Source organism: Saccharopolyspora sp. NPDC047091, from assembly GCF_040643635.1.
Taxonomy (GTDB): Bacteria; Actinomycetota; Actinomycetes; order Mycobacteriales; family Pseudonocardiaceae; genus Saccharopolyspora_C.
Map to the genome: position 1 here is coordinate 1 of NZ_JBEYUS010000023.1, position 25,126 is coordinate 25,126.

General features: G+C 74.2%; 24 protein-coding genes. 16 read left to right on the forward strand and 8 right to left on the reverse strand.

Going from position 1 to position 25,126, the window contains the following annotated elements:
- Window positions 1–521, reverse strand: a 521-nt coding sequence (locus tag ABZ805_RS12710; RefSeq protein ID WP_358438501.1) for a NusA N-terminal domain-containing protein, incomplete at its 3' end; no start/stop codon positions are given.
- The gene (gene rimP, locus ABZ805_RS12715) at window positions 518–1,069 is read right to left on the reverse strand and encodes a ribosome maturation factor RimP (protein WP_358438504.1); all 552 of its coding nucleotides are present in this window, start codon (window positions 1,067–1,069) and stop codon (window positions 518–520) included. The genes rimP and ABZ805_RS12710, both read right to left, overlap by 4 nt.
- A gap of 298 nt (window positions 1,070–1,367) precedes the next feature.
- Between rimP and ABZ805_RS12720 the strand changes: the two genes are divergently transcribed.
- Window positions 1,368–1,805 (forward strand): hypothetical protein, encoded by a 438-nt coding sequence (locus tag ABZ805_RS12720; RefSeq protein ID WP_358438506.1) that lies wholly within the window; start codon window positions 1,368–1,370, stop codon window positions 1,803–1,805.
- Window positions 1,802–2,263 (forward strand): DUF4439 domain-containing protein, encoded by a 462-nt coding sequence (locus tag ABZ805_RS12725; RefSeq protein ID WP_358438509.1) that lies wholly within the window; start codon window positions 1,802–1,804, stop codon window positions 2,261–2,263. The genes ABZ805_RS12720 and ABZ805_RS12725 overlap by 4 nt, the downstream gene beginning before the upstream one ends.
- A gap of 159 nt (window positions 2,264–2,422) precedes the next feature.
- Here ABZ805_RS12725 and ABZ805_RS12730 read toward each other — a convergent pair whose 3' ends face one another.
- Window positions 2,423–3,607, reverse strand: coding sequence for a hypothetical protein (locus tag ABZ805_RS12730; protein WP_358438512.1), 1,185 nt, complete (start codon window positions 3,605–3,607; stop codon window positions 2,423–2,425).
- Between the two features lie 165 nt (window positions 3,608–3,772).
- Complete coding sequence (locus tag ABZ805_RS12735) at window positions 3,773–4,798, reverse strand: aminotransferase (protein ID WP_358438515.1); 1,026 nt, start codon at window positions 4,796–4,798, stop codon at window positions 3,773–3,775.
- 309 nt (window positions 4,799–5,107) lie between these two features.
- On the opposite strand from ABZ805_RS12735, the gene ABZ805_RS12740 reads away from it, so the two are divergent.
- From ABZ805_RS12740 to ABZ805_RS12750, 3 genes are all read left to right on the forward strand, one after another.
- Window positions 5,108–5,518 (forward strand): YjbQ family protein, encoded by a 411-nt coding sequence (locus ABZ805_RS12740; RefSeq protein WP_358438517.1) that lies wholly within the window; start codon window positions 5,108–5,110, stop codon window positions 5,516–5,518.
- Window positions 5,519–5,603: 85 nt separating this feature from the next.
- The gene (locus tag ABZ805_RS12745) at window positions 5,604–6,296 is read left to right on the forward strand and encodes a haloacid dehalogenase-like hydrolase (protein ID WP_358438519.1); all 693 of its coding nucleotides are present in this window, start codon (window positions 5,604–5,606) and stop codon (window positions 6,294–6,296) included.
- Window positions 6,297–6,395: 99 nt separating this feature from the next.
- On the forward strand, window positions 6,396–9,416 hold the full coding sequence (locus ABZ805_RS12750; RefSeq protein WP_358438521.1) for a hypothetical protein: 3,021 nt from the start codon (window positions 6,396–6,398) through the stop codon (window positions 9,414–9,416).
- Window positions 9,417–9,462: 46 nt separating this feature from the next.
- On the opposite strand, the gene ABZ805_RS12755 is transcribed toward ABZ805_RS12750, so the two are convergent.
- On the reverse strand, window positions 9,463–11,211 hold the full coding sequence (locus ABZ805_RS12755; RefSeq protein ID WP_358438524.1) for a proline--tRNA ligase: 1,749 nt from the start codon (window positions 11,209–11,211) through the stop codon (window positions 9,463–9,465).
- Window positions 11,212–11,348: 137 nt separating this feature from the next.
- Between ABZ805_RS12755 and yaaA the strand changes: the two genes are divergently transcribed.
- From yaaA to ABZ805_RS12770, 3 genes are all read left to right on the forward strand, one after another.
- Window positions 11,349–12,092 (forward strand): peroxide stress protein YaaA, encoded by a 744-nt coding sequence (gene yaaA, locus ABZ805_RS12760; protein ID WP_358438527.1) that lies wholly within the window; start codon window positions 11,349–11,351, stop codon window positions 12,090–12,092.
- Window positions 12,093–12,490: 398 nt separating this feature from the next.
- Window positions 12,491–13,960 (forward strand): DEAD/DEAH box helicase, encoded by a 1,470-nt coding sequence (locus tag ABZ805_RS12765; RefSeq protein WP_358438692.1) that lies wholly within the window; start codon window positions 12,491–12,493, stop codon window positions 13,958–13,960.
- Between the two features lie 2 nt (window positions 13,961–13,962).
- Window positions 13,963–14,379, forward strand: coding sequence for a pyridoxamine 5'-phosphate oxidase family protein (locus ABZ805_RS12770; protein WP_358438530.1), 417 nt, complete (start codon window positions 13,963–13,965; stop codon window positions 14,377–14,379).
- Between the two features lie 426 nt (window positions 14,380–14,805).
- Here ABZ805_RS12770 and ABZ805_RS12775 read toward each other — a convergent pair whose 3' ends face one another.
- Entirely contained in the window at window positions 14,806–15,207 is a 402-nt protein-coding gene (locus tag ABZ805_RS12775; protein WP_358438533.1) for a MerR family transcriptional regulator, read from the reverse strand.
- A 37-nt stretch (window positions 15,208–15,244) separates the two neighbouring features.
- Window positions 15,245–16,246 carry an NADP-dependent oxidoreductase gene (locus tag ABZ805_RS12780; RefSeq protein WP_358438535.1) on the reverse strand — a complete coding sequence of 334 codons (1,002 nt, stop codon included), beginning with the start codon at window positions 16,244–16,246 and terminating at the stop codon, window positions 15,245–15,247.
- 116 nt (window positions 16,247–16,362) lie between these two features.
- On the opposite strand from ABZ805_RS12780, the gene cbiE reads away from it, so the two are divergent.
- Window positions 16,363–17,577: a precorrin-6y C5,15-methyltransferase (decarboxylating) subunit CbiE gene (gene cbiE / locus ABZ805_RS12785; protein ID WP_358438537.1), complete on the forward strand. Its 1,215-nt coding sequence runs from the start codon at window positions 16,363–16,365 to the stop codon at window positions 17,575–17,577.
- A complete protein-coding gene (cobM, locus tag ABZ805_RS12790) occupies window positions 17,574–18,317 on the forward strand; it encodes a precorrin-4 C(11)-methyltransferase (RefSeq protein ID WP_358438540.1) in 744 nt (247 codons plus the stop codon). The genes cbiE and cobM overlap by 4 nt, the downstream gene beginning before the upstream one ends.
- A gap of 278 nt (window positions 18,318–18,595) precedes the next feature.
- Here the strand turns inward: cobM and ABZ805_RS12795 are convergent, their stop codons facing one another.
- A complete protein-coding gene (locus tag ABZ805_RS12795; RefSeq protein WP_358438543.1) occupies window positions 18,596–19,099 on the reverse strand; it encodes a MarR family transcriptional regulator in 504 nt (167 codons plus the stop codon).
- Between the two features lie 182 nt (window positions 19,100–19,281).
- Between ABZ805_RS12795 and ABZ805_RS12800 the strand changes: the two genes are divergently transcribed.
- The 6 genes from ABZ805_RS12800 (at window position 19,282) to ABZ805_RS12825 (ending at window position 25,038) form a co-directional block, all read left to right on the forward strand.
- The gene (locus ABZ805_RS12800) at window positions 19,282–20,346 is read left to right on the forward strand and encodes an alkene reductase (RefSeq protein WP_358438546.1); all 1,065 of its coding nucleotides are present in this window, start codon (window positions 19,282–19,284) and stop codon (window positions 20,344–20,346) included.
- A 19-nt stretch (window positions 20,347–20,365) separates the two neighbouring features.
- Complete coding sequence (locus tag ABZ805_RS12805) at window positions 20,366–20,806, forward strand: nitroreductase family deazaflavin-dependent oxidoreductase (protein WP_358438549.1); 441 nt, start codon at window positions 20,366–20,368, stop codon at window positions 20,804–20,806.
- Between the two features lie 111 nt (window positions 20,807–20,917).
- On the forward strand, window positions 20,918–21,532 hold the full coding sequence (locus ABZ805_RS12810; protein WP_358438552.1) for a TetR family transcriptional regulator: 615 nt from the start codon (window positions 20,918–20,920) through the stop codon (window positions 21,530–21,532).
- Between the two features lie 56 nt (window positions 21,533–21,588).
- Window positions 21,589–22,527 (forward strand): SDR family NAD(P)-dependent oxidoreductase, encoded by a 939-nt coding sequence (locus tag ABZ805_RS12815; protein ID WP_358438554.1) that lies wholly within the window; start codon window positions 21,589–21,591, stop codon window positions 22,525–22,527.
- Between the two features lie 140 nt (window positions 22,528–22,667).
- Window positions 22,668–24,371 (forward strand): CocE/NonD family hydrolase, encoded by a 1,704-nt coding sequence (locus tag ABZ805_RS12820; protein ID WP_358438557.1) that lies wholly within the window; start codon window positions 22,668–22,670, stop codon window positions 24,369–24,371.
- 226 nt (window positions 24,372–24,597) lie between these two features.
- Window positions 24,598–25,038, forward strand: a complete 441-nt coding sequence (locus ABZ805_RS12825) for a nitroreductase/quinone reductase family protein (RefSeq protein ID WP_358438560.1) — start codon at window positions 24,598–24,600, stop codon at window positions 25,036–25,038.
- Window positions 25,039–25,126 lie beyond the last annotated feature (88 nt).

Below are 25,126 nucleotides of genomic sequence, written 5' to 3' on the forward strand. Positions count from 1 at the left end.
TGCGGGCCGCGGGCGCTGCGGGAGACGCCGACGACGTAGCACTTGACGCGCATGCCGTGCTCGTAGCGCTCACCCGGCACCTGCTCGGCGGCGGGGATGACGCCTTCGCTGTCCCCGACCTGCACGACGACCATGCCGCGCGAGTTGGCCTTCGCGTCGCGCTGCACGACGCCGCCGAGGATCTCGCCCTCCTTGGTGGAGAACTCGCCGAAGGTGCGCTCGTGCTCGGCGTCGCGCAGCCGCTGCAGGATGACCTGGCGCGCGGTGGTCGCCGCGATCCGCCCGAAGCCTTCGGGCGTGTCGTCCCACTCCTCCTCGACCCCGCCCTCGGCGTCGAGGGTGTGCGCGAGCACCCGCACCACGCCGGTCTTGCGGTCCACTTCCACCCGGGCGTGCTGCTGGTGCCCCTCGGTGTGCCGGTATGCCGTCAGCAGCGCTGATTCGATCGCTTCCAGGACCGTCTCGAACGGGATGTCCTTGTCGCGTTCGATCGCGCGCAGCGCGGCGATGTCGACGTTCACCTCGACTCCTCCGTGTCTTCCCGGTCGTCGCCTTCCGGGCCGTCGGCCGCCCGCTTGAGCAGGACGAGGTCCTGCGCCGGTGGCTGCTGGAATTCCACCTCGACCACCGCGCGCTCGATGTCGCGGTAGGCCAGCGTGCGGATCTGCTGGTCGGCCAGCACCTGCACGCTTTCGTCGTCGGCGGCTCCGACGCGCGCGGTCAGGTCGCCGCCGCCGGAGAGCTTGATCTTGACCAGCCGGTGCCGGGCGCGGCGCCAGTGCCGGGGCCTGGTCAACGGCCGGTCGGTGCCGGGCGAGGTCACCTCCAAGGTGTACGCCCCGGCGAGCACGTGCTCGTGCGCGTCCAGCACTTGCGAGACGGCTCGGCTCAGCTCGGAGATCTCGTCGAGACCCACCCCGTCGTCGGAGTCCACGACGACCTTCACCAGGCGGCGTCTGCCAGCCTGCTGCACGTCGAGCTCCTCGAGGTCGAAACCGGCTTGGGACACGGCGTCGGCGACGACGGGCTCCAGCAGCGCGACGGACTCATCGCGCGGCGGGCTGGACACGTTGGCACTCCTAGATTCGGGGATGATCGGGTCACTTCGGAGGTGATCGGGCCGGGCGGTCCGGCGACGCCCGGTTCGGGCGGCGCCGCCTTCGGCCGGACTCGCGAAACCCACGTCCGGCGCTGGGCGCGCGGGCCGCGGTCGTCCAGCTTATCTGGTCGGTTCCAGGCACGGCGCGGCGTGGCCTCCGTCCGGCCCAGCGCGGCGGTCGGGGGCCTGCCTGGCAGGATGGATCAGCGTGCGAGCACCCCTCCCCTCCCGTCACTCGAACGGGCCAGCGCGTGTCGGACGGCGCGCGGTGTTGCGGCTGCTGGCGGCCTTGCCCGCGGTGGCCGCGGTGACCACCGCGTGCGCCGGCGGCGAGGACGCGCCGGATCCGCTGGCGGCGCTGGCGGACGGCGCCCGGTCGGACGCGGCGCTGGCGCAGGGCGTCGCGCGCAGCCATCCCGCCCTGGGGGCGGAGGCGGGCGCGATGGCGGAGATCCGCGCCGAGCACGCGCGGCTGCTGCAGCAGGAGATCGACCGCCTCGACCCGCCGGACGAGCCCCGCGAGCACCGGACCCCGGCCCCGCAGGTGCCCGCCTCGGCTCCCGAGGCGCAGGCGGCGCTGAAGCAGGCGCTGGCCGTGGCGGAGCAGGCCGCGGGGAAGCTGTGCCCGACCCTGCCCGGCTACCGGGCGGGGCTGACCGGATCGATCTCGGCGAGCTGCGCGAGCTTGGCGGAGGTACTGGCATGAGCCGAGAACTGCCGGACGAGGCCGGAACCGCCGTGGACGCGGCGCTGGACGCGGAGAACGCCGCGGTGTGGACCTACGAGCTGGTGACCGCGTTCGTGACCCGCCCGCAGGTGCAGGCGGCCGTCGCGGAGGCCACCGGGGTGCACGAGGGGCACCGGGACGAGGCGCAGCGCCTGATCAGGGCCACCGGCGCCACTCCCCCGGCCGCCGCGCCCGCCTATTCGCTGCCGGAGCGGGTGTCCGACGAGGGCTCGGCGATCCGCGCGCTCGTCGTGGCCGAGCGGGAGTGCCAGATCGGCTGGCGCTCGGTGCTGGAGAACACCGAGCCGGACGAGGTGGACCCGGCGGTGCGGCGGCTGGCGCTCACCGCCCTGACCACGGCCGCCACCCGCGCCACCCGCTGGCGCATCACCATCGGCCAGAACCCCGCCGCGGAAGCCCAGCCCGGCAAGCCCTGACGAGGGCGGGGCCGGCGATCCCGGCAGCCGCTGGGCCGACCCCCCGGGTTCTCAGCGGCCCCCTCGCGAGGACGGCGCCGGCACGGGTGGCGGAAGCCACCGGCGACGACGATCCCGCGGCGAGGGGCGGCCGAGGTTCCACCACCGGAGCGGGACGGATCAGCCGCTGTCCTGCGGCCAGCCCAACCGGACCGCGTCCTTGGTCACGTCGGTGAGCTGCTGGTCCTCGAAGTTGTCGGGCTTGCCGAAGTACCCGGATTCGCCGACGACGACGAGCCGGTCCTGCTGCTCGGAGTGGTAGCCGACGTCGCTGCTGAGCCCGGGGAAGTCGTCGGGCAGGTCGCGGCCCGCGGAGACCAGGTCCATCACGTTGCCGGTGTTGTCCTGGGTGACGAGCTGGTTGAGCTGCGCGGCGCTGGCGGCGTCGGCGAGCCGCACGGTGACCACGGAGGTCAGGACGCGCTGCCCGTCCGGGAGGTCGGTGGTGTAGAGCGCCCGGGTGAGGTGTTCGCAGCTGTGCTCGTTGAAGAACGCCTTGATCCGGCCGGTGGAGACGTTGGCGCAGCCCTGCTGGCCCTCTTCGCGGAGTTCGAGGTGGAACGGGTTCTGGGTCTGCGGGGCGGGCGCGGGCGGGTCGGCCGCCTGGTCGTCGCCGGAGGACGGCTTGATCAGCAGCCAGAGCAGGCCGGAGACGACGGCGACGCCGAACAGCACGAGGCCGCGCAGCAGCCAGCCGGAGGGCGTGATGGAGGTGCCTGCGAGGAGGCCGCCTCCCGCGCGCGCCGCCGGTTCGGGCCGGACGGCTTCCTGCCTGCTGGTGGAGGGGTAGGCGCGCTGGTTGATGTCGCCGCCCTGCGGCCCGGGGTAGGCCGGGTTCTGCTGCGCCGGGTTGTGCTGCCCGGGGTTGTGCTGCGCGGCGCTCTGCTGCGGAGCGTTCTGCTGTCCGGGGTGCTGCTGGCCCGGGTTCTGGTGTCCGGCGCTCTGCTGGCCCGGGTTCTGCTGGCCGTAGCCCTGCTGCGGGTACTGCTGCTGGCCGGGGTGCTGCGCGTACTGCTGCTGCCCGCCCCAGCCCTGGTAGTGCTGCGGGTAGGCCTGCTGGTGCGCGATCTGGGTCTGCGCCGCCTGGTTCTGGCCCTGCTGCGGCTGACTCTGCTGCGCCTGGTTCTGCTGGGGCTGGCCGTAGCCGGGCGTGCTGGGACCACCGCCGGGCTGCTGCGCGGGCGGCTGGCCGTGCGGCTGCTGGGCCGACGGCTGCTGGAACGCGGGGCGGGTCGTCTCGCCGGGTCCGCCCAGGGTGTCCGGGCTGAAGTCGGCGGGGCTGGCGCTGCGGTGCTCTTGGTTCACCAGGGAGTTGTCGCGCTGGAGTGGCGCAGTGTCAGCTCGCTGCGCGTTCTGCGGCGAGCCTGTCATCTCTTCGGGTGCACCTTGGGGGTCCGGCACGGGCACTAACGGTAGCGGTTGCGGATCGCGCGCAGAACAGCACGTGCGCAGCGAAGACGTTCGGGCTGCTCAGCCGCGCAGCGCACCGAGCACCAGGTCGACGTCGGCGTCGGTGTTGTACAGGTGGAACGCGAGCCGCGCCTTGCCCGCGCGGGCGGCGGACGCGATGCCCGCCTCGGCGAGCTTGCGGGCGACATCGTCGCCGGGCACCGCGACGATCGGCGAGCCCGCGGGGGCGAGTCCGAGTTCGGCGCGCACCCGGTTCGCCAGGCCGGTGCAGTGGTCCCGCACCTGTTCGAGGTCGAGGGCGGCGAGCTCCCGCATCGAGGCGGCGGCACCGACCTGGGCCAGCCACACCGGCGACAGGTCGAGCCCGCGCCCGCCCGGGGCCTGCTTCAGCGGGAGCCCGTAGATGCTGTCCATGCCACCACCGGCGTACCAGTTGGCGTGGCTCGCCCGCGGCGCGGGCGCGTCCGGGTGCTGGGCGAGCCAGGACGATCCGCGCGGCGCGAGCAGCCACTTGTAGCCGGTGCCGACGACGTGGTCGGCCCAGTCGAGCCGCATCGGCAGCCAGCCCGCGGCCTGGGTGGTGTCCAGCAGCACCCGGGTCGAGCGGCCCTGCACGGCTTCGCGGAGCGCGTCGAGGTCGACGACGGCGCCGTCGGCGGACTGCACGACGCTCACCGCCACCAGGTCGTAGTCGGCGGCCTTGTCCGGGATCGCTGCGAGCGGGACCTCGTCGACCTGCACGCCGCGGTCGGCTTGCGCGGCGAACGGGAAGCTGACGCTGGTGAACTCGTCCTCCGCGACCAGCACGCGCGCCCGGTCCGGCAGGTCGGCGGCGATGATGCCGACGAGCTGGGAAACGGTGGCGCCGACGGCGACCCGGTCGGCGGGCACGCCGACGAGCCGGGCGAACAGGTCCCGGCCGGCGTCGGTGTCGGCGTCGAAGTCGGTGGGGCGGGCACCGCCCGCTCCCCAGGTGGCGACGGCGGCGGTGACGGCGTCGACGGTGCCGGTGGACGGAACCCCGATGCTCGCGGTGTTCAGGTATCCGTCGGGAACGTCGAACCGGAGGCCGAAGGCGGTGCGCATCCCCCGATCCTCGTCCACGGCACCCCGCCCGCGCCAGCACCGGACCAGGCCCGCACGAGAACCCGCGCCAGCCCACCCCGCCCCGCCATGCCGTTCTCCGGTCAGCGGCGCAGCCGCTGAGCAGCGACCACCAGAGCACCCGGCACCGCAGCGGGTTCTCAGCGGGATTCTCGCGAGGACAGCGATTTCTCCTGTGGCGGAGCCACCGGTGAAATCGATCCCGCAGCGAGAATCCCGCTGAGGTTCCGCCACCCGAGTTCTGAGCAACAGGAGCCGAGCAGCCGAACCAGTGAGCTCTACGGTGGCGGTATGTGGAGTGAGGAAGTGGAGATCCGGACCGGGTCCGTCGAGGTGGTCTACGACCTGGGCGCCGAGTGCGACCGGTTCCTGCGGTCGGCGGGTGCCGGGGACGGGCTGCTGAACGTGTGGGTGCCGCACGCGACGGCGGGCCTCGCGGTGATCGAGACCGGCGCGGGCAGCGACGACGACCTGCTGGCCCAGCTGCGGGAGCTGCTGCCCGCGGACCGCCGGTGGCGGCACCGGCACGGTTCGCCGGGGCACGGGCGCGATCACGTGCTGCCCGCGCTGGTGCCGCCGTACGCGACGGTGCCGGTGCTGGACGGGCGGATGGCGCTGGGCACCTGGCAGTCGGTGTGCCTGGTGGACACGAACGTGGACAACCCGGTGCGGCGGGTCCGGCTGAGCTTCCTCGCAGGCTGATGCCACCTCTTCGGGTGAAACCGGATCGTGCGGAGATGGCTCACATCTTGATCATGGTCGCGGGTCCGCGTGCCACGATGGTGCGATGACCGCCCGACTCGTGCTGTGGGACGTGGACCTGACGCTGATCGACGCCCGCGGCATCGGCGTCGACTGGTACCGGCGCACCCTCGCCGAGGTGACCGGGACGTCGCTGCGGCACGTGCCGGACATGGCGGGCAAGACCGAGCTGGCGATCACCGGCGAGGTGCTGGCCGCGCACGGCATCGACGCCGCGGACGACACCGTGCGCGCCATGTTCCGCACGCTCACCGAGGTGGTGCTGGCCGATCTGGACTCGCTGTCGCTGCGCGGCAGCGCGATGCCCGGGGCCGCGGAGGCGCTGGCGGCCTTGGCCGAGGCGCCCGGCGTGGTGCAGAGCCTCGTCACCGGCAACCTCCCCGAGGTCGCCTTCCACAAGCTCGACGCGTTCGGGCTGCACCGGCACGTGGACTTCGACATCGGCGGGTTCGGCGCCGACTCCCCGCACCGGCACGACCTGATCAGCGCGGCCGTCGGCAAGGCCGCCGCCAAGCACGGCGCCGAGTTCGCCCCGCAGTCGGTGGTCGTCGTCGGCGACACCCCGCGCGACGTGGTCGGCGCGCTGCACCACGGCGCGATCGCGATCGGCGTGGCCACCGGCCGCAGCGACGAGCGGGAGCTGCGGGACGCGGGCGCCCACGTCGTCCTCCCCGACCTCACCGACACCGCCGCCGTCCTCAAGGCCGTCCAGGGCTGATCGATCCGCGCGGATGCGGTGTCCGCGGGTGATCTCCTGCGCTATACGTGGGTGATGGGCGGGGAGCGGCATCGGCACGGGGTCCGGGCGGAGAACACCGTGCGGGGCAACGAGGGCATCGTGGTGCAGGCCGGGCAGATCTTCGGCGACGTGCACTTCTCCGACCCCACTCCCGCGCCGCGGCCGCTGGGTTCCACGCTGCCGCGCGCGGCCGGGCCGCTGACCGGGCGGGAAGCGGAGCTCGACGCGGTGCTCGGCGCGGCGAACCCGGTGCGGCTGCTGGTGGGCATGGGCGGCTGCGGCAAGAGCGCGCTCGCGATCGCGGCGGCGGACCGGCTGCGCGACGCCCATCCCGGCGGGGTCGTGTTCCTGGCCTGCCACGGCTACGCGGCGCACGGCGAGTTCGGGCTCCGGGAGGCCGCGGCGGAACTGCAAGCGCTGTTGCAGGTGCCGGGCGGGCCGACGGGCGGACCGGAGCTGGTCCGCCGCCGGTTCGCCGAGTTCGCCCGCGCGGAGCTGCCGCTGCTGCTGGTGCTGGACGACGTGGGGCCGCGGTGGGACGTGCGCGAGCTGCTGCCGACCGACGCGGTGCACGGGGTGCTGCTCACCTCGCGGGACCAGCTCGACGTGGACGCGGCGGTGGTCCGGTTGGCCGCGCTGCCCGCGGCGGCCTCGGTGGAACTGCTGCGGCGCGAGATCGTCCGGGGCGATCCCGCGGATCCGCGCGCGCGGCGGCGGGACGAGCTGCGGCAGGTCGCGGAGCGCTGCGGGCACCTGCCGCTGGCGCTGCGGGTCGTCGGCGACGTGCTGCGGGGTGATCCGCGGCGGGAACCGCGGGTGGTCGCCGCCGACCTGGACTCGCCGCACCGGTTGTCGGTGCTGGAGAGGGTGCGCTCGGCGGTGGCGCTGTCGGTGGCGGCGCTGCGGCGGTCGCCGGAGCGGGTGGACCAGCGGGCGGCGGAGCTGTTCGACCGGCTCGGGATGCTGCCGCGGCTCACGTTCACCGCGGACCGGGTGGCGCCGCTGCTGGACGAGCCCGATCCGCGGCTCGCGCGGCTGCTGCTGGACCGGCTGGGGTCCGCGCACCTGCTGGAGCCGCGCACGCACGGGGGCGCGTTCCACGACCTCACCGGCGAGTGCGCGGCCGAGTCCTTCACGGCGCTGCCCGCCGCGCGGCGCCGGTCGCTCGCGCTGCGGTTCGCCGAGCGCTGCGCCGAGATCGCCGACGCGGCGGTGGCGCCGCTGCTGCCGGGTGCGGACGCGAGCGCGGCGCGGATCGGCGCGGCGCTGCGGACGCTGCACGACGAGCACGAGGCGCTGCTGGCGGGGCTGCGGGCCGCGGCCGGTGCGTGGTCGGCCGAGCCCGGCTCCCCGGAGGTGGGCGCGGCGGGCCCGGGCACGGCAGGCGCAGGCATGGGCGCGGCGGGCTCGGGAGCAGCGGAAACGGGCACCGAGGAGGTGCGGACGGCCCGGGCTGCGCTGCGCATCGCCGCCGCGCTCGTCGCCCGCTGCGAGCGGACCGGGCGCGCGGCCGAAGCGGTGCGGGTGGCGGTGCCGATGGTGCGCGCGGCCCAGGTCCTCGGTGACCGGGACGCGGAGCTGCGGGCACTGCTGGTGCTGTGCGAAGCGCACCTCGCGGCCGGTCGGCACGCCGCGGCGGCCCGGTCCCTCCGGGAAGCGGGCAAGCTGGCCCGCGCGCTCGACGAGCTCCCGGTGCCGTTCCTCGCGACCTTCGCGCGGCTCGCGGCCGAAGCGGGCGAGCACGAGGCGGCGGTGGAGCAGTACCGGTGGTTGCTGGACCGGGCCCGCCGCGACGGGGACGTGCCCGGGCAGTGCGCGGCGCGGCGCGGGCTGGGGCGGGTCGCGCTGCTCGGCGGCGACCTCGACGAGGCGGCGCGCCGGTACGGGTCGGCGCGCGAACTGGCGGCCGAGCACGGGTGCGCGGAGCAGGTCGAGCTCGCCGCGAACGAGCTGGGCGCGGTGCTGGCGCGGCGCGGCGACGTCGAGGGCGCCGCGCGGCAGCACCGGGCGGCGCTGGATTCGGCCCGGCAGCACGGGTTCCCGCACCGCGCCGCGACCGCGCTGCACCACCTGGCGGACCTGCATGCCGCGAACGGCGATGCCGCGGCGGCCCGGCGGGACTACGAGCGGTGCGCGCGGCTGTACCGGGACGCGGGCGACCACCGGCGGGCCGAGCAACTGGCCGCGCGGCTGCGCGACGGGGCGGCGGAGCGGGCCGCCGCAGGGCCCGGGGCGGTGCCGGAAACGGGGTCGGCGCGGGAACCCGGACCTGCCCCCGCGCCCGAACCGGACCGGGCACCCGAGTCGGTTCCCGGACCCGAGCCGGCCCGGGGTTCCGAAACGGTCCCCGAACCCGAAGCGGCCCCCGAGCCCGAGCCGACCCGGGGTTCCGAATCGGTCCCGGGACGGGAGTCGACCCGGGGTTCCGAAACGGCCCCCGGACGCAAGCCGGCCCGGGCTCTCGAAACGACCCCGGAAACCGAGCCGACCCGGACTCCCGAAACGACCCCGGAAACCGAGCCGACCCAGGAACGCGAACTCGCTCGGGAACGCGGATCGGCTCAGGAACGCGGAGCCGAAGACCGCGAATCAGCCCGAGAACGCGGGGCAGCCCGAGACCAGGAATCAGCCCGGGGACGCGAATCGGTCCGCGACCGCGAGGCAGCCCAGGAAGGCGGGGCAGCCCGAGACCGCGAATCGGACCGCGACCGCGAATCGGCCGAGTTCCCGGTGGCCTCCGCGCCGAGACCGCGGCTGCGCGCGGCCCTGAAGTTCCTGCCCGCCCCGGCGCTGGCGCTGCTGGTGCTGCTCGTCGTCCAGCCGGTGCTGGCCCGCTACGGGCACGGTTCGGCGGCGGGGTGGGCGTGCTGGTCGGTGGCGGTACCGCTGCTGCTGCTCAACGCGGCGCGCGGCGTCCTCCGCGGCACCGCGGTTCCGCTACCGGCGTGGCTGCGGTGGGCGGACCTCGTGCTGCTCGCCGCCGTGCTCGGCTACGCCGCCGCGGTGCTGCGGGAGTTCACCACGCACCCGGCGCTGGTCCTCCCCGCGGTGCTCGCGCCGCCCCTGCTCGTCGCGCTCCGGAAGCTCCGCCGCAGGTGAACGGCCCACCTGCCCGCGGGCTGGTGGGCCGTTCACCTGGCGGGGGTCAGCTGCGGACGAGGGTGACGAGGTGCTCGACGGCCTTGTCCACGTCGATCTCCGCGCGCTCGCCGGTGGCGCGGTCCTTGACCTCGACGACGCCCTTCGCGAGCCCCTTGCCGACGACGAGGATCGTGGGCACGCCGACGAGTTCGGCGTCCGCGAACTTCACGCCCGGCGAGGAGGTGCGGTCGTCCAGCAGCACCCGCACCCCGGCCTGGTCGAGCTCCGCGGCCAGCCGCTCGCCGCCTTCGCGAACGGTCTCGTCCTTGCCCGCGATGACCACGTGCACGTCGGCGGGGGCGATCACGCGCGGCCACACCAGGCCGAGCTCGTCGTGGCTCTGCTCGGCGATGGCGGCGACGAGGCGGGACACGCCGATGCCGTATGAGCCCATCGTGATCCGCTTCGGCTTGCCGTCCTGGCCGAGCGCGTCCAGCCCGAACGCGTCCGCGTACTTGCGGCCCAGCTGGAAGATGTGCCCGATCTCGATGCCGCGGGCCGCGACGAGGGTGCCGCCACCGTCGGGGGCGAGGTCGCCTTCGCGGACCTCGGCGGCCTCGATGGTGCCGTCCGGGGTGAAGTCGCGGCCGCACACCAGGTCCACCACGTGGTGGTCGGCCTGGTCGGCGCCGGTCACCCACGCGGTGCCGGGCACGATGCGCGGGTCGGCGAGGAAGCGGATCCCGTTGTCCTGCAACGCCTTCGGGCCGATGTAGCCCTTCACCAGGAACGGGTTCGCGGCGAAGTCGGCCTCGTCGAGCAGCGCGACCTCGGCGGGTTCCACGGCGGCTTCGAGGCGCTTGAAGTCGACCTCGCGGTCGCCGGGGACCGCGATGGCCAGCAGCTGCCACTTCTCGGCACCCGGTTCGCGGGTCTTGACCAGCACGTTCTTCAGGGTGTCGGCGGCGGTGAACTCGCGGCCGAGCCCGGCGCCGTTGAGGTGGTCGACGAGGGTCTCGATGGTCGGCGTGCCGGGCGTGTGGTGCACCTGCGCGGCGGGCTTGTCCTCGATGGACTCGGCCTCGGGAACCGGGGTGACGACGGCCTCGACGTTCGCGGCGTAGCCGGATTCGGTGCTGCGCACGAAGGTGTCCTCGCCGGTGGGGCTCTCCGCGAGGAACTCCTCGGAGGCGGAGCCGCCCATCGCGCCGGAGGTGGCGGCGACGATCACGTAGCGCAGGCCGAGCCGGTCGAAGATCCGGACGTAGGCGTCCCGGTGCAGCCGGTACGAGTTCTCCAGGCCCTCGTCGTCGAGGTCGAAGGAGTACGAGTCCTTCATGACGAACTCGCGCCCGCGCAGGATGCCCGCCCGGGGGCGCTCCTCGTCCCGGTACTTGGTCTGCACTTGGTACAGCATGACCGGGTAGTCCTTGTACGAGTTGTACTCGCCCTTGACGGTGAGGGTGAACAGCTCTTCGTGCGTCGGCCCCAGCAGGTAGTCGGCGCCCTTGCGGTCCTTGAGGCGGAACAGCAGCGGGCCGTACTCGGTCCACCGGTTCGACTGCTCGTAGGGCTCCCGCGGCAGCAGCGCGGGGAAGTGGATCTCCTGCGCGCCGATGGCGTCCATCTCCTGGCGCACGACCTCTTCGACGCTGCGCAGCACCCGCAGGCCCAGCGGCAGCCACGAGTAGACGCCCGGGGCGGCGCGGCGCACGTACCCGGCGCGCACGAGCAGCTTGTGGCTCGGCACCTCGGCGTCGGCCGGATCCTCGCGAAGGGTTCGCAAGAACAACGTCGACATCCTCGTGATCACGGCGGGGGCTCCTCGTGCTGGTCGGTGGGGTGCGGCGATCCGTCGAGGGTATCGGCAGCTACCGGGGGTGCTGCCAGCGGATTACCGGTGCGGTGCGGTGCTCGGCGCCGGGCGCGGGTTCACTACGCTGGCCGACCGTGCTGGTGCTGCTGCCCCCTTCCGAGACCAAGGCCGCCGGCGGCGACGGGCCGCCGCTGGAGCTGGACGCGCTCGCTCATCCGGAGCTGACACCGACGCGGCGGAAGCTGGCGGAGGCGCTGCGCTCGCTGGCGGCGGACGTGCCCGCGAGCCTGTCGGCACTGGGCATCTCCGCGCGGCAGACCGGCGAGGTGGAGCGCAACGCGGCGCTGTTCGACTCGCCGACGGCGCCGGGCCTGGAGCGCTACACGGGAGTGCTGTTCGACGCGCTGGACGTGCGGTCGCTGGCCGCGCCGGAGCGGTCCCGGGCGGACGCCCGGCTGGCGGTGGCGTCGGCGCTGTTCGGGCTGGTGCGCGGCTCGGACCGGATTCCCGCGTACCGGTTGTCGGGCGGGAGCGCGCTGCCCGGGCTCGGCGGGCTGCGCACGGTGTGGCGGCCGGTGCTGGAACCGGTGCTGCAGGGCTCGGACGAGTTCGTGGTGGACCTGCGCTCGGGCGCCTACGCGGAGCTGGCGCGAGTGCCGGGCGCGGTGTCGGTGCGGGTGCTGTCGGAATCGGCGGACGGGAAGCGCAAGGTCGTCAGCCACCACAACAAGTCCCACAAGGGACGGCTGGCGCGGGTGCTGGCGGCCGCCGCGGACGAACCGGCCGATGTGGACGGCGTGCTGCGGCTGGCCCGCGGCGCCGGGATGCGGGTGGAGCAGGAGTCCGAGCGGGCGCTGTGCGTGGTCGTCCCCGCCTGATCACCCGTCCGCCGACCACCGGAGCGCTCACCGAGCGCTGCCGCACCGGCACGCCCCGCAACGCTAGTTGATCTTGAAAAGGCGCCCCGCTCGGCCGGTTCCATGACCACATCGGGTAGACTGCGACCGCACTGGACAACCGCTCGCACGGGACGATCCCGGCGGGTGAAGCAGGACCTCGCAACCGATCGGTCCTCCCCGGTTCCGGTGCTCCGCCATCCACCAGCGGCGCCGTCGTTGCGCCGGGCTCGTCCTTGTGATCAGCGCACGACCGCGCTACCTCCCCGAGACGTGCCAGTTCCCGGAGGTTCGCAGTGCGTCCTGACTCGTCCCCCGCCGCCCGCTCCCGGCGGCCCCGCCGTCGCGGCTCCAAGCCCGCCGCGGCACCCGCTCCGAGCCTGTTCGACCAGGTCGGCGTGACCGCGGTCGACCCGGCGCCGTTCGACTCGCTGGGCCTGCCGCAGAAGCTGGTGGCCGCCCTCGCCGAGGCCGGGCTGGAAGAGGCGTTCCCGATCCAGGCGGCCACCATCCCGGACGCGCTCAGCGGCCGCGACGTGCTCGGCCGCGGCCAGACCGGGTCCGGCAAGACCCTCGCGTTCGGCCTGCCGCTGCTGGCGCTGCAGCGCGGCAGCGCCCGCCCGCTGCACCCGCGCGGCCTGGTGCTGGTGCCCACCCGCGAACTCGCGACGCAGGTCACCACCGCGCTCAAGCCGCTGGCGAAGTCGCTGGGCCTGTACGTGCGCGAGGTCGTCGGCGGCATGCCGTTCAACCGCCAGGCCGACACGCTGCGCCGCGGCGTCGACGTGCTCGTCGCCACCCCCGGCCGGTTGTCCGACCACGTGCGGCAGGGCACCTGCGTGCTGTCCGAGGTGGAGCGCACCGCGCTGGACGAGGCCGACCAGATGGCCGACATGGGCTTCCTCCCGCAGGTCCGCGAGATCCTCGACCTGATCCCGGCCGACGGCCAGCGGCTGCTGTTCTCCGCGACGCTCGACGGGGACGTGGACAAGCTGGTGCGCGAGTACATGAGCGACCCGGTGGTGCACTCGCTGGCGCCGCCCGCGGCCAGCGTGGACAGCATGGACCACCACCAGTTCCTGGTGTCCGCGGAGGAGAAGCTCTCGGTGCTCTCTCGCATCGCCGCCCGCGACGGCCGCACCATCATGTTCGTGCGGACCAAGCACCACGCCGACCGGCTGACGAAGAAGCTGCGCGCCTCCGGGGTGCGCGCGGGCGCGCTGCACGGCGGCAAGGCGCAGAACGCGCGGACCCGCATCCTCGACGAGTTCCGCGCGGGCACCACCGAAACGCTGGTCGCCACCAACGTCGCGGCCCGCGGCATCCACGTCGACGACGTGAGCCTCGTCGTGCACGTGGAACCGCCTGCGGACCCGAAGGACTACCTGCACCGCGCGGGCCGCACCGCCCGGGCGGGCGCCACCGGCACCGTGGTGACGATCGTGACCGACGACCAGAAGCGCGCCTTCCAGCAGATGGCCTCGAAGGCCGGGGTGAACGCGACGACCACGAAGATCTCCCCGCAGGACGCGGAACTGGTGCGGCTGACCGGCGCCCGCGAACCCAGCGGTGTCGCGGTCGTCGAACCGCGCAAGGACACCCCGCGCAGCGGCGGCCCGAAGGGCGGCGGCCGCAGGCAGGGCGGGCCGCGCCCGCCGCGTGGTGACGGCCAGGGCCGCGGCCGCGAGGGCCAGGGACGTCCGGCCCGCGAGGACCGCCCGGCCCGCGGCGACCAGCGCGGCCGCCCGTCGTTCGACGAGCAGCGCGGCGGCGACCGGAGCAGGCGCGGCGGCCCGAACGGCCGCGGCGGGCAGCGCCCGCAGCGCTCCCGGCAGTCCTGGGCGGGCTGATCGTGGCGTCCTCGCGCACCGTCGACCTCGCCACCGCGAGCGCTGACTTCCGTTCGTTCTGGGAAGAACCGCACGTGGCCACGTTGACGACGGTGCGCCCGGACGGCACGCCGCACGTGGTGCCGGTGAACTCCACGCTGGACCTCGCGGCGGGCACCGCCCGGGTGCTGTGCTCGGCCGGTTCGCACAAGGCGCGCCGCGTCCGGGCCGCCGGGGCCGCCGGTGCCCGGGTGGCGCTGTGCCAGGTGGACGGTCGTCGCTGGGCGACCGTGGAGGGTGTCGCGGTGGTCCGGGACGACCCCGAGTTCCGCGCCGACGCCGAAGCCCGCGCCGAGGCCCGCTACGGCCGCCCGCCCCGCCCCAACCCGAACCGGGTCGTCCTCGACATCACCGTCACGAGGGCGCTCAGCAACCTCTGACGCGGCGTCCCGATCGCACCACCGGTCTTCGCGGCCGCACGTCTTCTTCCTTCCGGCGGCGTCCACGCCGCGGCCCGGCCACCCGCGGTTCCGCAGCTGGATTCCCGCGAACGTCGTCGCCGCCGACCGAGCACGGCTCCCGCGGCGAGAACACCGCTGACCGCCCGTCGCTGAACCTGCCCGGCGGGCCGGTTTCCCGTCAGCGGCGAAGCCGCTGAGCCGACGACCACCTGAGCAACTCGCACCGCAGCGGGTTCCCAGCGGTTTCCTCGCGAGGACGGCGTTGTCGCCTGTGGCGGAGCCACCGGTGAAAACGATCCCGCAGCGAGGAAACCGCTGAGGTTCCGCCACCTGACCACTACGCGGCAGGAGCAGCGAGAACAGGCAGTGCGGTTCCGCCCCCGAGCGAGGCGAGCGGGCGAACGATCAACCGGTTCGAGCGACGTGGGTGTGGCAGGCCGCGAGGAGGTCGCGGAAGCGGCTGAGGCGGGCGATCTCCGCGTCCAGCGCGGTGAGGCGGTCGCCCGCGACGCGGGTCGCGTCACGCAGCAGCTGTTCCTGACCGGGCAGGTCCAGCGGAATTCCGCGCTCCGGCAGCGAATCCCCCTCGATCAGGTGCAGGTGGTCCGCCATCGTGGCCACGTCCTCGACGGTGAGGCCGAGCGCGAGCAGCTGCCGGATGATCCGCACCCGCGCCACGTCCCGCTCCCGGTAGGTGCGCTGCCCGGTGGCGGTGCGCTCGGGCGGGTCGAGCAGGCCGCGCTGCTCGTAGAACCGGAGGGTGCGCGGGGTGGTGCCCGCCGCTGCCGCCGCGTCGCCGATCCGCATCCGCGCTCCTCGTGCTCGTCGTACCGCGCCGTCCGGCCTAGGGTTCCACCAGCACGGCGCCCACGTGCCGCCCGGCCAGCACGTCCTCCAACGCCTGCGGGGCCCGGTCGATTCCGCTGATCCGGGTGTGCGGGAACTCGATCCGCCCGGTGCGCATCCAGGTCGCGAACCGCTCGTTCCACTCCGGCAGGGCGTCCGGGTGGTCGTCGGCGCGGAACCCGGCGACGCGGACGCTCTTGAGGATCAGCTCGGCGAGGTCGAGCTCCACCGGCGCGTGCAGCGCGGGCCCGCCCGCGTCGTACTGCGCGGTGAGCGCGCCGGTGAGGGCGATGCGGGCGTGCGGGCGGGCGGCCCGGATCGCGGCTCGCAGCTGCTCGCCGCCGACGAGGTCCACGACCACGTCGAGCCCGTCCGGTGCGGCCGCCGCGAGCTGCGCGTCCAGCGGTTCTCCGCGCAGCACGGCGGCGTCGTAGCCGAGTTCGGCGACGAGCCGCCGGGCCTTCGCCGCGGATCCGACGCTGCCCACCACCCGTCCGGCGCCGAGCAGCCGCGCGACCTGCCCGGCCAGCGAGCCGATGGCCCCGGCCGCGTTGCTGACGAACACCACGTCCCCCGGCCGCACCGGCGCGACGCGGGTCAGCGCGGTGTGCGCGGTCCAGCCGTGCGAGAGGTGCAGCAGCGGGTCGGGCAGCGCGTCGCCGAGCGGCGCGCACCGGTCGGCGGGCAGCACCGCGAACTCGCGCCAGCCCGCACCGTGCGCGACCAGGTCGCCGGGGGCGAACGCGCCGCCGCCCGCGACGACCTCGCCGACGGCGGGACCGAACGGCACGCCGCCCGGGTGCAGGCCGGGGAAGTTCGCCACGTCCTGCCCGAGCGCGGTGGTGACGGCCGCGCCGAACACCTGGAAGCCGAGGTTGCGCACCAGCACCTCCCCCGGTCCCGGTTCGGGGACGTCGGTCTCGACGACGGTGAAGTCCTGCGCGGTGGGCAGGCCTGCGGGCGGGGCGGCGAGGCGGACCTCGCGGGACGTGCGGGACATCGGGTTCCTCCCGGTCGTGGCTGGAGCGCGCGGACGCTAACCCCTGACCCGCGCGTCAAGGTCAAGCGCGCGCACCTGATCGCGCTCGCCGCGGCCGCGCGTGGTGAGGTGGTGGGGTGAGCGAGCAGCGGGAACCGGTCGACGTGGTGGGCATCGGAGCGGACGGCTGGGACGGCCTGACCGAGGTGGCGCGGCAGCGGATCTCCGCCGCCGACGTCGTGTTCGGCAGCGGCCGCCAGCTGGACCTGCTGCCGCCGGGCACCGCGGAGCTCGTGGCCTGGCCGTCGCCGATGCTGCCCGCGCTGCCCGGCCTGTTCGAGGAGCACGCGGGCCGCGCGATCTGCGTGCTCGCCAGCGGCGATCCGATGTTCCACGGCATCGGCGCCACCCTGGCGCGGGTGCTGGGCGCGGAGCGGCTGCGGGTGCTGCCGCAGGTGTCGTCGGTGGCACTGGCCTGCGCCCGGATGGGCTGGGCGCAGCAGGACGTGTCGGTGGTGAGCCTGGTGGGCAGGCACGCCGAACTGCTGCACCCGGAGATCCAGCCGGGTCGCCGGCTGGTGGTGCTCAGCTCGGACGCGCAGACCCCGGCGCGGGTGGCGGCGCTGCTGGTGGCGCGCGGTTTCGGCGGTAGCTCGATGGCGGTGCTGGGCGATCTCGGCGGGCCCGGCGAGTCGCGGGTGGCGGCGACGGCGGCGCGCTGGCCGCACCCGGACGTGGCGGCGCTGAACGTGATCGCCGTGCACTGCTCCCCCGACGACGACGCGGAGCGCAGGCCCCGCACGCCCGGCCTGCCGGACGAGGCGTTCCAGCACGACGGGCAGCTGACGAAGCGGGACGTGCGCGCCCTCACCGTGTCCCGGCTGGCCCCGACGCCCGGTGAACTGCTGTGGGACGTGGGTGCGGGCGCCGGTAGCATCGCGATCGAGTGGATGCGCTGCGACCCGGCGAACCGCGCGATCGCCGTCGAGCACCGCGAAGACCGGGCGGCCCGCATCACGACGAACGCGATGACCCTCGGCGTGCCCGGCCTGGACGTGGTCGTCGGTGCCGCGCCCGACGCGCTGGACGACCTGGAAGCACCCGACGCGGTGTTCGTCGGCGGCGGCGCGACGGTCCCGGGAGTGCTGCAGCGGTGCTGGGACGCGCTGCGACCGGGCGGCAGGCTCGTGGTGAACGCGGTGACGATCGAATCGGAGGTCCTGGTGGCGGACTGGTACGCCCGCTGCGGCGGAGAGCTGGTGCGGATCGCGGCGGAGCACGCCTCCCCCGTGGGCGGGTTCACCGGCTGGCGGCCCGCGATGCGCATCACCCAGTGGACGGTGACGGCATGACGGTGCACTTCATCGGCGCCGGTCCGGGTGCCGCCGACCTGATCACGGTGCGCGGCCGGGACGTGCTCGCCGCGTCCCCGGTGTGCCTGTACGCGGGCAGCCTGGTGCCGGTGGAGCTGCTGGAGCACTGCCCGGACGGCGCGCGGCTGGTGGACACCGCGAACCTGGACCTGGACGCGATCCTCGCCGAGCTCGTCGCCGCGCACGAGGCCGGGCTGGACGTGGCGCGGCTGCACTCCGGTGATCCGTCGGTGTTCAGCGCCGTCGCCGAGCAGATGCGCCGCCTGGACGCGGCCGGGGTGCCCTACGACGTGGTGCCCGGGGTGCCCGCGTTCGCGGCCGCGGCGGCCGCGTTGCGGCGCGAGTTCACCGTGCCGGGCGTCGGCCAGACCGTGGTGCTGACCCGCACGTCCGCGCAGGCGACGCCGATGCCCGTGGGCGAGGACCTGGCGACGCTGGGGCTCAGCCGGGCGACGATGGTGCTGCACCTGGCGGTGAACCGGATCGAGTCGCTGGTGGCGGAGCTGGTGCCGAACTACGGCGCGGACTGCCCGGTGGCGGTGGTGGCCGCGGCGAGCCGCGCCGACGAGGTGGTGCTGCGCGGGACGCTCGGCGACATCGCGGCGGCGGTGCGGGCGGCGGGGATCACCCGGACCGCGGTGGTGGTGGTCGGCGAGGTGCTGACGGCGTCGTCCTTCCCGGACAGCCACCTGTACTCGACGACGCGCTGCCGGAGTTGAGCTCTCTCGGCTCGTTCTGCGTGGTGATCGGGTGGCGGAACCTCAGCGGCTCCCTCGCTGCGGGATCGCTTTTCGCAGGTGGCTCCGCCACATGCGACAACGCTGTCCTCGCGAGGGGGCCGCTGAGAACCCGCTGCGGTGCCGGTTGCTCGGGTGGTCGCTGCTCATCGGCTTCGCCGCTGACAGGAAACGGCCAAGACCCGCCGGGCAGGTTCGAAGACGGTCCGCGAGGTTCCGCCACCCCAGCACCGGGCAGCAGAAGCAGCGGGGACGGCCGCTCAGGTGCCGATGGCTTGTTCTTCGGCGGCGAGCGGGCAGGCGACGTCGGTGACGTTGCGTTCGAGGCGTTCCAGCACGCCGAGGGCCCCGGCCTGCTCGGCGGCGGTGAGCTCGCCGCAGGTGGCGCGTTCGAGCTCCTCCCACATCCGCTCCACCCGGTCGCGCAGCGCGAGCCCGGCGGCGGTGGGTTCGACGAGCACCGCGCGGCGGTCCTGCTCGCTGCGGGTGCGGCGCACGAATCCGGCGCGCTCCAGCCGCTGCACGGTGCGGGTCATGGTCGCGGAGTCGGAGCCGAGCACGGTGATCAGGTCGGTCTGCCGCTGCGCGCCGGTCTCCCACAGGTGCATCAGCAGCAGTTCCTGCCCGGGGTGCAGTCCGCAGCGGCGCAGCAGCTGACCGGCGAGCATCCGGTGCACCCGGGCGAGCCGGAAGATCGCGTAGCTGAGCGGCCCCGCGTCGGAGCACGGCGGCGCTGCTGCGGGTTCCGCGCGGCACGGGTCCACCGGTTCCTCCTTCTTCCGGACGGCTGATCGGGCAGTGAATCGAACTGTCCACCTTAACCCACGAAGCCGCACACAGACCGGGAGATGTGACCAGCACTGCACATCCGCCCTCGCGGGAAGCTTTCGGCGCAATTACCTGTTCGGACAGGTAAATCACCGTCCGCAACCCGGGAGCGATCCGCATGAGCACCGCATTCGACCCGCTGGACCTGGCCGGAACCCGCCTGCGCAACCGCATCGCGATGGCCCCCATGACGCGCAGCCGCGCCGCGGGAACCCTGCCCGACGAGGCCACCACCACCTACTACCGGCAGCGCGCCACCGCCGGGCTGATCATCACCGAGGGGGTGCAGCCCTCCGAGCAGGGCCAGGGCTACCCGAACACTCCTGGCCTGCACAGCGATGCGCAGATCGCCGCGTGGCGGAAGGTCACCGACGCGGTGCACGCCGAGGGCGGCGCGATCTTCGCCCAGCTGATGCACGCCGGCCGGATCAGCCACCCGAGCGCGCTGCCGCCGGGCAGGCTCCCGGTCGCGCCGTCCGCGGTCCGCGCCGCCGGGCAGATCTTCACCGCCACCGGCATGCAGGACCTGGTGACGCCGGTGGAGCTCACCGAGGACGGCATCGCCGAGGTCGTCGCCGAGTTCGCCACCGCCGCCCGCAACGCGGTCGAGGCCGGGTTCGACGGCGTGGAGCTGCACGGCGCCAACGGCTACCTGCTGCACCAGTTCCTGGCGGACGGGGTGAACCTGCGCACCGACGGCTGGGGCGGTTCGGTCGCCGGCCGGATCCGGCTCGTCGTCGAGGTCGCCCGGGCCGCGGCGGCGGAGATCGGCGGGCGCCGCGTCGGGCTGCGGCTGTCCCCCGGGACCGGCACGAACGACACCGCCGAGCACGCGGTGGACGAGACCTACTCGGCGCTGGTGGACGCGCTCAACCCGCTCGGCCTCGCCTACCTGCACGTGCTGGAGGGTCCGGACCGGGAGCGGACGCTGCGGCTGCGGGACCGGTTCGACGGCGCGTTCCTGCTCAACCCGCACACCCCGGGCCGCCCGACGGGGCCGGAGGACCTGGCGCTGGTGGCGGACGGGACGGCCGATGCGCTGACCTTCGGTTCGCTGTTCCTCTCGAACCCGGACCTGCCCGCGAGGCTGGCCGCGGGCGGACCGTTCAACGCCCCCGACGCGGCGACCTTCTACGGCGGCGGCGAGCAGGGCTACACCGACTACCCCGCGCTGGCGGCCTGATCCGAAAGGAGTGTCCACAATGGACGGAAATGCGGTCACGGCCGAATGGGCCGAGCGGTTCAACACCCCGGTCATCGAGGAGTTCCGCGCGACCGGTGGGAAGGTCGGCGGCGACTTCGCGGGCCTGCCGATCCTGCTGCTGCACAACAGGGGCGCCCGCAGCGGCGCCACCCGCATCAACCCGATGGCGTACCTGGAGCGCGAGGGCCGCTACCTCGTGTTCGCCTCCAAGGCCGGGGCGGACACCCATCCCGCCTGGTACCACAACCTGAAGGCGAATCCGGACGCGGTGATCGAGGTCGGCACCGAGCGGCTGGAGGTCCGCGCCGAGGAGATCACCGGCGCCGAGCGGGCCGAGCTCTTCACCGAGGTGGTCGCGGCGTTCCCGATCATGGCCGAGTACCAGCGCGGCACCCGGCGGACCATCCCGCTGATGGCGCTCACGCCCGCCGGGGACTGAGGGGCCGGGTGGGCTCCCCTCCGCGCGATCGGGGGGCGGAGGGGCGTCCACCGCGGCACCGGGCCCGCGCGCGGCGAGGTCGCCCGGCGGCCGGGCCGTAGACTGCCCGTCATGGGTGAGCGGCTTTCCACGCGGGAGATCTCGAGGCGAGCGGTCCGCCAGAAGATCGAGGACGTCGCGATGGAGCTGTTCCTCGCGAAGGGTTTCGACGCCACGACCGTCGACCAGATCGCCGCCGAAGCCGGCATCTCCGCGCGCAGCTTCTTCCGCTACTTCCCCACCAAGGAGGACGTCGTCATCGGCGATCCGCGGGAGTTCGGGGTCGTGCTGCGGGACGCGCTGGAGACCCGGCCCGCGGCGGAGGACGCGACGACGGCGGTGCGCGGCGCGCTCGACGACTTCGTCGGCGTGGTGGTGGCCAATCCGGCCGCGCTGGGCATCTCGACGATCATGCTGAACACCTCGGCGCTGTGGGCGAAGCACCTGGAGAAGCAGCGGGTGTGGGTGGAGCTGCTGCAGCCGGAGGTGCTGCGGCGGCTGCGCGGCGCGCCGCACCCGGAACTGCTGGCCCCGGCGATCCTGGAGTCGGCGCTGGCGACGTTCCACGCGGTGCTGATGCACTGGGCGGCCCACGACGGCGTCGACGACCTGCACGAACTGTTCCGGCTCGCCTCGGAGGCGACCACCGGCACCCCACCGTCAGGTGACAGTCGCCGCCACAGTTGACAGCGACTGACAGTTTTGACATACACTGCCAAGGACACCACTTGGCAGGAGTTCCCATGTCCCTCATCACCACTCCCTTCGGCGCGAGCAGCACCGCGGACGAGGTCGCGGCGGGCCACGACCTGACCGGCAAGCGCGCGGTCGTCACCGGCGGCGCCTCCGGGATCGGCGTCGAAACGGCCCGCACCCTGGCCCGCGCGGGTGCCGAGGTCACCATCGGCGTCCGCGACCCGGCCGCCGGCCGCGCCGCCGCGGAGGACATCGCCACCACCACCGGCGCCGAGGTCCGGGTCGCCGAGCTGGACCTCGTCGACCTCGCCGGCGTGCGCAGGTTCGCCGCGGACTGGACCGGCCCGCTGCACCTGCTGGTGAACAACGCCGGGGTGATGGCCGTGCCGGAGCTGCGGCGCACCCGGGAAGGCTGGGAGCAGCAGTTCGCCACCAACCACCTCGGCCACTTCGCGCTGGCGACCGGCCTGCACCGGGCGCTCGCGGCGGCCGGGGGCGCGCGGCTCGTCGCGGTGTCCTCCAGCGGGCACCACGCCTCGCCGGTCGTGTTCGACGACCTGCACTACGAGCACCGGCCCTACGACCCGTGGAGCGCGTACGGCCAGTCGAAGACCGCGAACGCGCTGTTCGCGGTGGCGGCCACCCGGCGCTGGAGCGGCGACGGCGTCCACGCGAACTCGCTGATGCCCGGCGGGATCATGACGAACCTGCAGCGCCACATCCCCGCCGACACCCGGGCCGAGTGGTCCCAGGTCCCGACGCTGAAGACCCCGCAGCAGGGCGCGGCCACCACGATGACCGCCGCGCTCGCCCCCGAATTCGCGGGCGTCGGCGGCAAGTACCTGGAGGACTGCGCCGAATCCCCGGTCATCGCCGACGACGCCGAGACCACCGCGGTGCGCGGCGGCGTCCGACGCTGGGCGCTGGACCCGGAGTCAGCCGAACGGCTCTGGGAGGCCTCCCGGCGGCTGCTCGACGAAGTGTGATCCGCACCGGGCGCCCGCTCCCCGGAACGGCGCCCGGCGTGACCCGGGTCACGGCACCGCGGTGTTGAGCATGCCGCTGCGGCCGGGTGTCTGCTCCTCCCAGACGCGATCACCGCACCGCACCCGCCTGGGAGGAACCCATGAAGAGAACTCGCGCGGCCGTCGGCGCAGCCTCCGCGCTCGCCGCGGCCCTCGCCCTGACCGGAGCCGCCGCCTCCGCGGCGGGCACCGCCTCGGTCGCCACCGCCGAAGAACCCGTCACCCACGAGCAGAACGACCGCGTGCCCGAAGGCGCGGCCTGGACGCAGCACTACTTCCCGTCCGCGGACGACTCCGGCACCGAGCTGCACGCCGACGTGCTGCTGCCGGACGGGCTCGCGCCGGGCGAGCAGGTGCCGGTGATCCTCTCCGCCGGGCCGTACTTCGGGCACTCCGGGCAGCTCACCGACGAGGGCTTCGAGCACACCGGGCCTTCCGGCCGGTTCGACGAGTTCATCGAGGGCACGAACCTGTTCGAGCGCGGCTACGCGTTCGTGCGGGTGGACACCCGCGGGTTCGGCGGCTCCACCGGCTGCCTCGACTTCGCGGGCCCCGGCGAGCAGGCGGACGTCCGCGCGGCGATCGACTGGGCGGCGAGCCGACCGTGGTCCACCGGATCGGTCGGCATGTACGGCAAGTCCTACGACGCGATCACCGGTCTGATCGGCAACGACCTGGACCAGGACGCGCTGAAGGCCGTCATCGCGCAGGAACCGATCTGGGACCCGTACCGCAACATCCACTCCAACGGGGTGCCGCGCACGACCGCCGTCAACGTGGCGAGCACCTACAACGGGCTGGCGGTGCTGCCGCAGCTGCCCGACGACGACCCGCACTACCGGGCGAACTCCGAGTACGAGCAGGCGCACCCGGAGTGCCTCATCGACAACCAGGCCGGTTACCTCAACGGCAACCCGGACTCCGAGTACTGGCGGGCTCGCGATCTGCCGGAACTCGCGAAGGGCACCGACACCCCGCTGTTCATCACCCAGGGCCTGCTGGAGTGGAACACCGAACCGGAGGCGATGCAGGAATTCCTCGACAACCACGAGGGTCCGGAACGCGGCTGGATCGGGCCGTGGGACCACGTCCGCGGCGACGAGCGGACCGCGGACGGGCGGTTGGCGATGGGCCGCGACGGCTGGTTCGAGGAGGCCATGTCCTTCTACGACGAGCACCTCAAGGGCATCGCCCCGCCGGTCCGCCACCCGGCCTTCGCCGTGCAGGACGGCACCGGGACCTGGCGCGGGCAGGACAGCTGGCCGATCTCCGACCGCCCCGCGACGGTCGAGCTCACCGGCGGGTCCTACCTGGACGACGGCGGTGACGACGGACCCACCGGCGGCATCGTCGAACGGTCCGAGCCGGTCGCGCGGGACACCCGGATCACCGGGACGCCGCGGATCGCGCTGGACACCGCGGGCCGCGGGAACGTCATGGTGCAGCTGCACGACGTCGCCCCGGACGGCACGGCGGTGATGTTCGACGAGCAGGTCGCGGTGCTGCGCTCCGGGACCACCGAGTTCGACCTCAAGTCGACGGACTGGACGCTGCCCGCCGGGCACTCGCTGGCCGTGGAGATCGGCACCGTCGAACCCGGCGGCGTCCAGACCCCGTTCCGGGACTGGATCGACACGCCGTCGCGGGAGACCGTGCAGGTGCACGGTGCGCGGCTCGACCTCGCGCTGGACGATCCGGCCGACGACGTCGAGGTTCCGGGCGAGCGGGCGCCGTACCTGGACCTTTACCTCGCGATGTTCACCGCGCCGCTGCCGCAGGCCGAGCCGACGTTCACCCTGCCCTGATCCACTCCCCGTCGGTCCCGCTCCTCGGATGGGGCGGGACCGACGGACGTCCGCATCGCGGGAAGTCGCAGCAGTGCCCCCGCACGAGTTCCTCGACCGCACGCCGGTCGGGGACTGTCGAGTTCCCACCGGCGAGTTCCCTCCGGCCGCCCGGTTCCTTATCGTGATCATGATGTCCGCGGCGGCGGACGCGGCCACCCACCGCGCAGGGAGAGGAACACGTCCAGTGGAGGGGAACGAGATCACCGCGATCGTCGCGGCTCGGTACAACGCACCCGTGATCGAGGAGTTCCGCGCCAACGCGGGCGTGGTGGGCGGCGCTTTCGCCGGGGCGGCGCTGCTGCTGCTGACCAGCACCGGCGCCCGCACCGGCCGCGCGCACGTCACCCCGCTGGCCTACCTGGAGGAGGACGGCCGGTACCTGGTGTTCGCCTCGAAGGCCGGATCCGACGTGCACCCCGACTGGTACTTCAACCTGCGGGCCCACCCGGACGCCCGCATCGAGGTCGGGCCCGACGTGCTCGACGTCCGGTCCCAGGAGATCACCGGCGTGCTCCGGGACGTCAAGTTCGCGCAGCTGACGGCCCTGTTCCCCTACTTCGCCGCGTACCAGGCGAAGACGGACCGGGTGTTCCCGGTGCTGTCCCTCGCCCCGCGCGCGAATTGACCGATTCGGTCCACAGTGGACCCGAAGGCCGTCGTCGCTGCGGTGCGACCGGCGCACCGGATCCACCGGACTCGCGCGGCGGTACCGC

What these genes read in the sequence shown, in the direction of transcription:
- ABZ805_RS12745 (WP_358438519.1), top strand. Translation starts at nt 5,604, where the DNA reads ATGACCGCCCGACTCGTGCTGTGGGACGTGGACCTGACGCTGATCGAC.
- ABZ805_RS12740 (WP_358438517.1), top strand. Translation starts at nt 5,108, where the DNA reads ATGTGGAGTGAGGAAGTGGAGATCCGGACCGGGTCCGTCGAGGTGGTC.
- ABZ805_RS12805 (WP_358438549.1), top strand. Translation starts at nt 20,366, where the DNA reads ATGGACGGAAATGCGGTCACGGCCGAATGGGCCGAGCGGTTCAACACC.
- cobM (WP_358438540.1), top strand. Translation starts at nt 17,574, where the DNA reads ATGACGGTGCACTTCATCGGCGCCGGTCCGGGTGCCGCCGACCTGATC.
- ABZ805_RS12780 (WP_358438535.1), bottom strand. Translation starts at nt 16,246, where the DNA reads ATGTCCCGCACGTCCCGCGAGGTCCGCCTCGCCGCCCCGCCCGCAGGC.
- ABZ805_RS12725 (WP_358438509.1), top strand. Translation starts at nt 1,802, where the DNA reads ATGAGCCGAGAACTGCCGGACGAGGCCGGAACCGCCGTGGACGCGGCG.
- ABZ805_RS12800 (WP_358438546.1), top strand. Translation starts at nt 19,282, where the DNA reads ATGAGCACCGCATTCGACCCGCTGGACCTGGCCGGAACCCGCCTGCGC.
- ABZ805_RS12820 (WP_358438557.1), top strand. Translation starts at nt 22,668, where the DNA reads ATGAAGAGAACTCGCGCGGCCGTCGGCGCAGCCTCCGCGCTCGCCGCG.
- ABZ805_RS12775 (WP_358438533.1), bottom strand. Translation starts at nt 15,207, where the DNA reads ATGCGGATCGGCGACGCGGCGGCAGCGGCGGGCACCACCCCGCGCACC.
- ABZ805_RS12735 (WP_358438515.1), bottom strand. Translation starts at nt 4,798, where the DNA reads ATGCGCACCGCCTTCGGCCTCCGGTTCGACGTTCCCGACGGATACCTG.
- ABZ805_RS12810 (WP_358438552.1), top strand. Translation starts at nt 20,918, where the DNA reads ATGGGTGAGCGGCTTTCCACGCGGGAGATCTCGAGGCGAGCGGTCCGC.
- ABZ805_RS12815 (WP_358438554.1), top strand. Translation starts at nt 21,589, where the DNA reads ATGTCCCTCATCACCACTCCCTTCGGCGCGAGCAGCACCGCGGACGAG.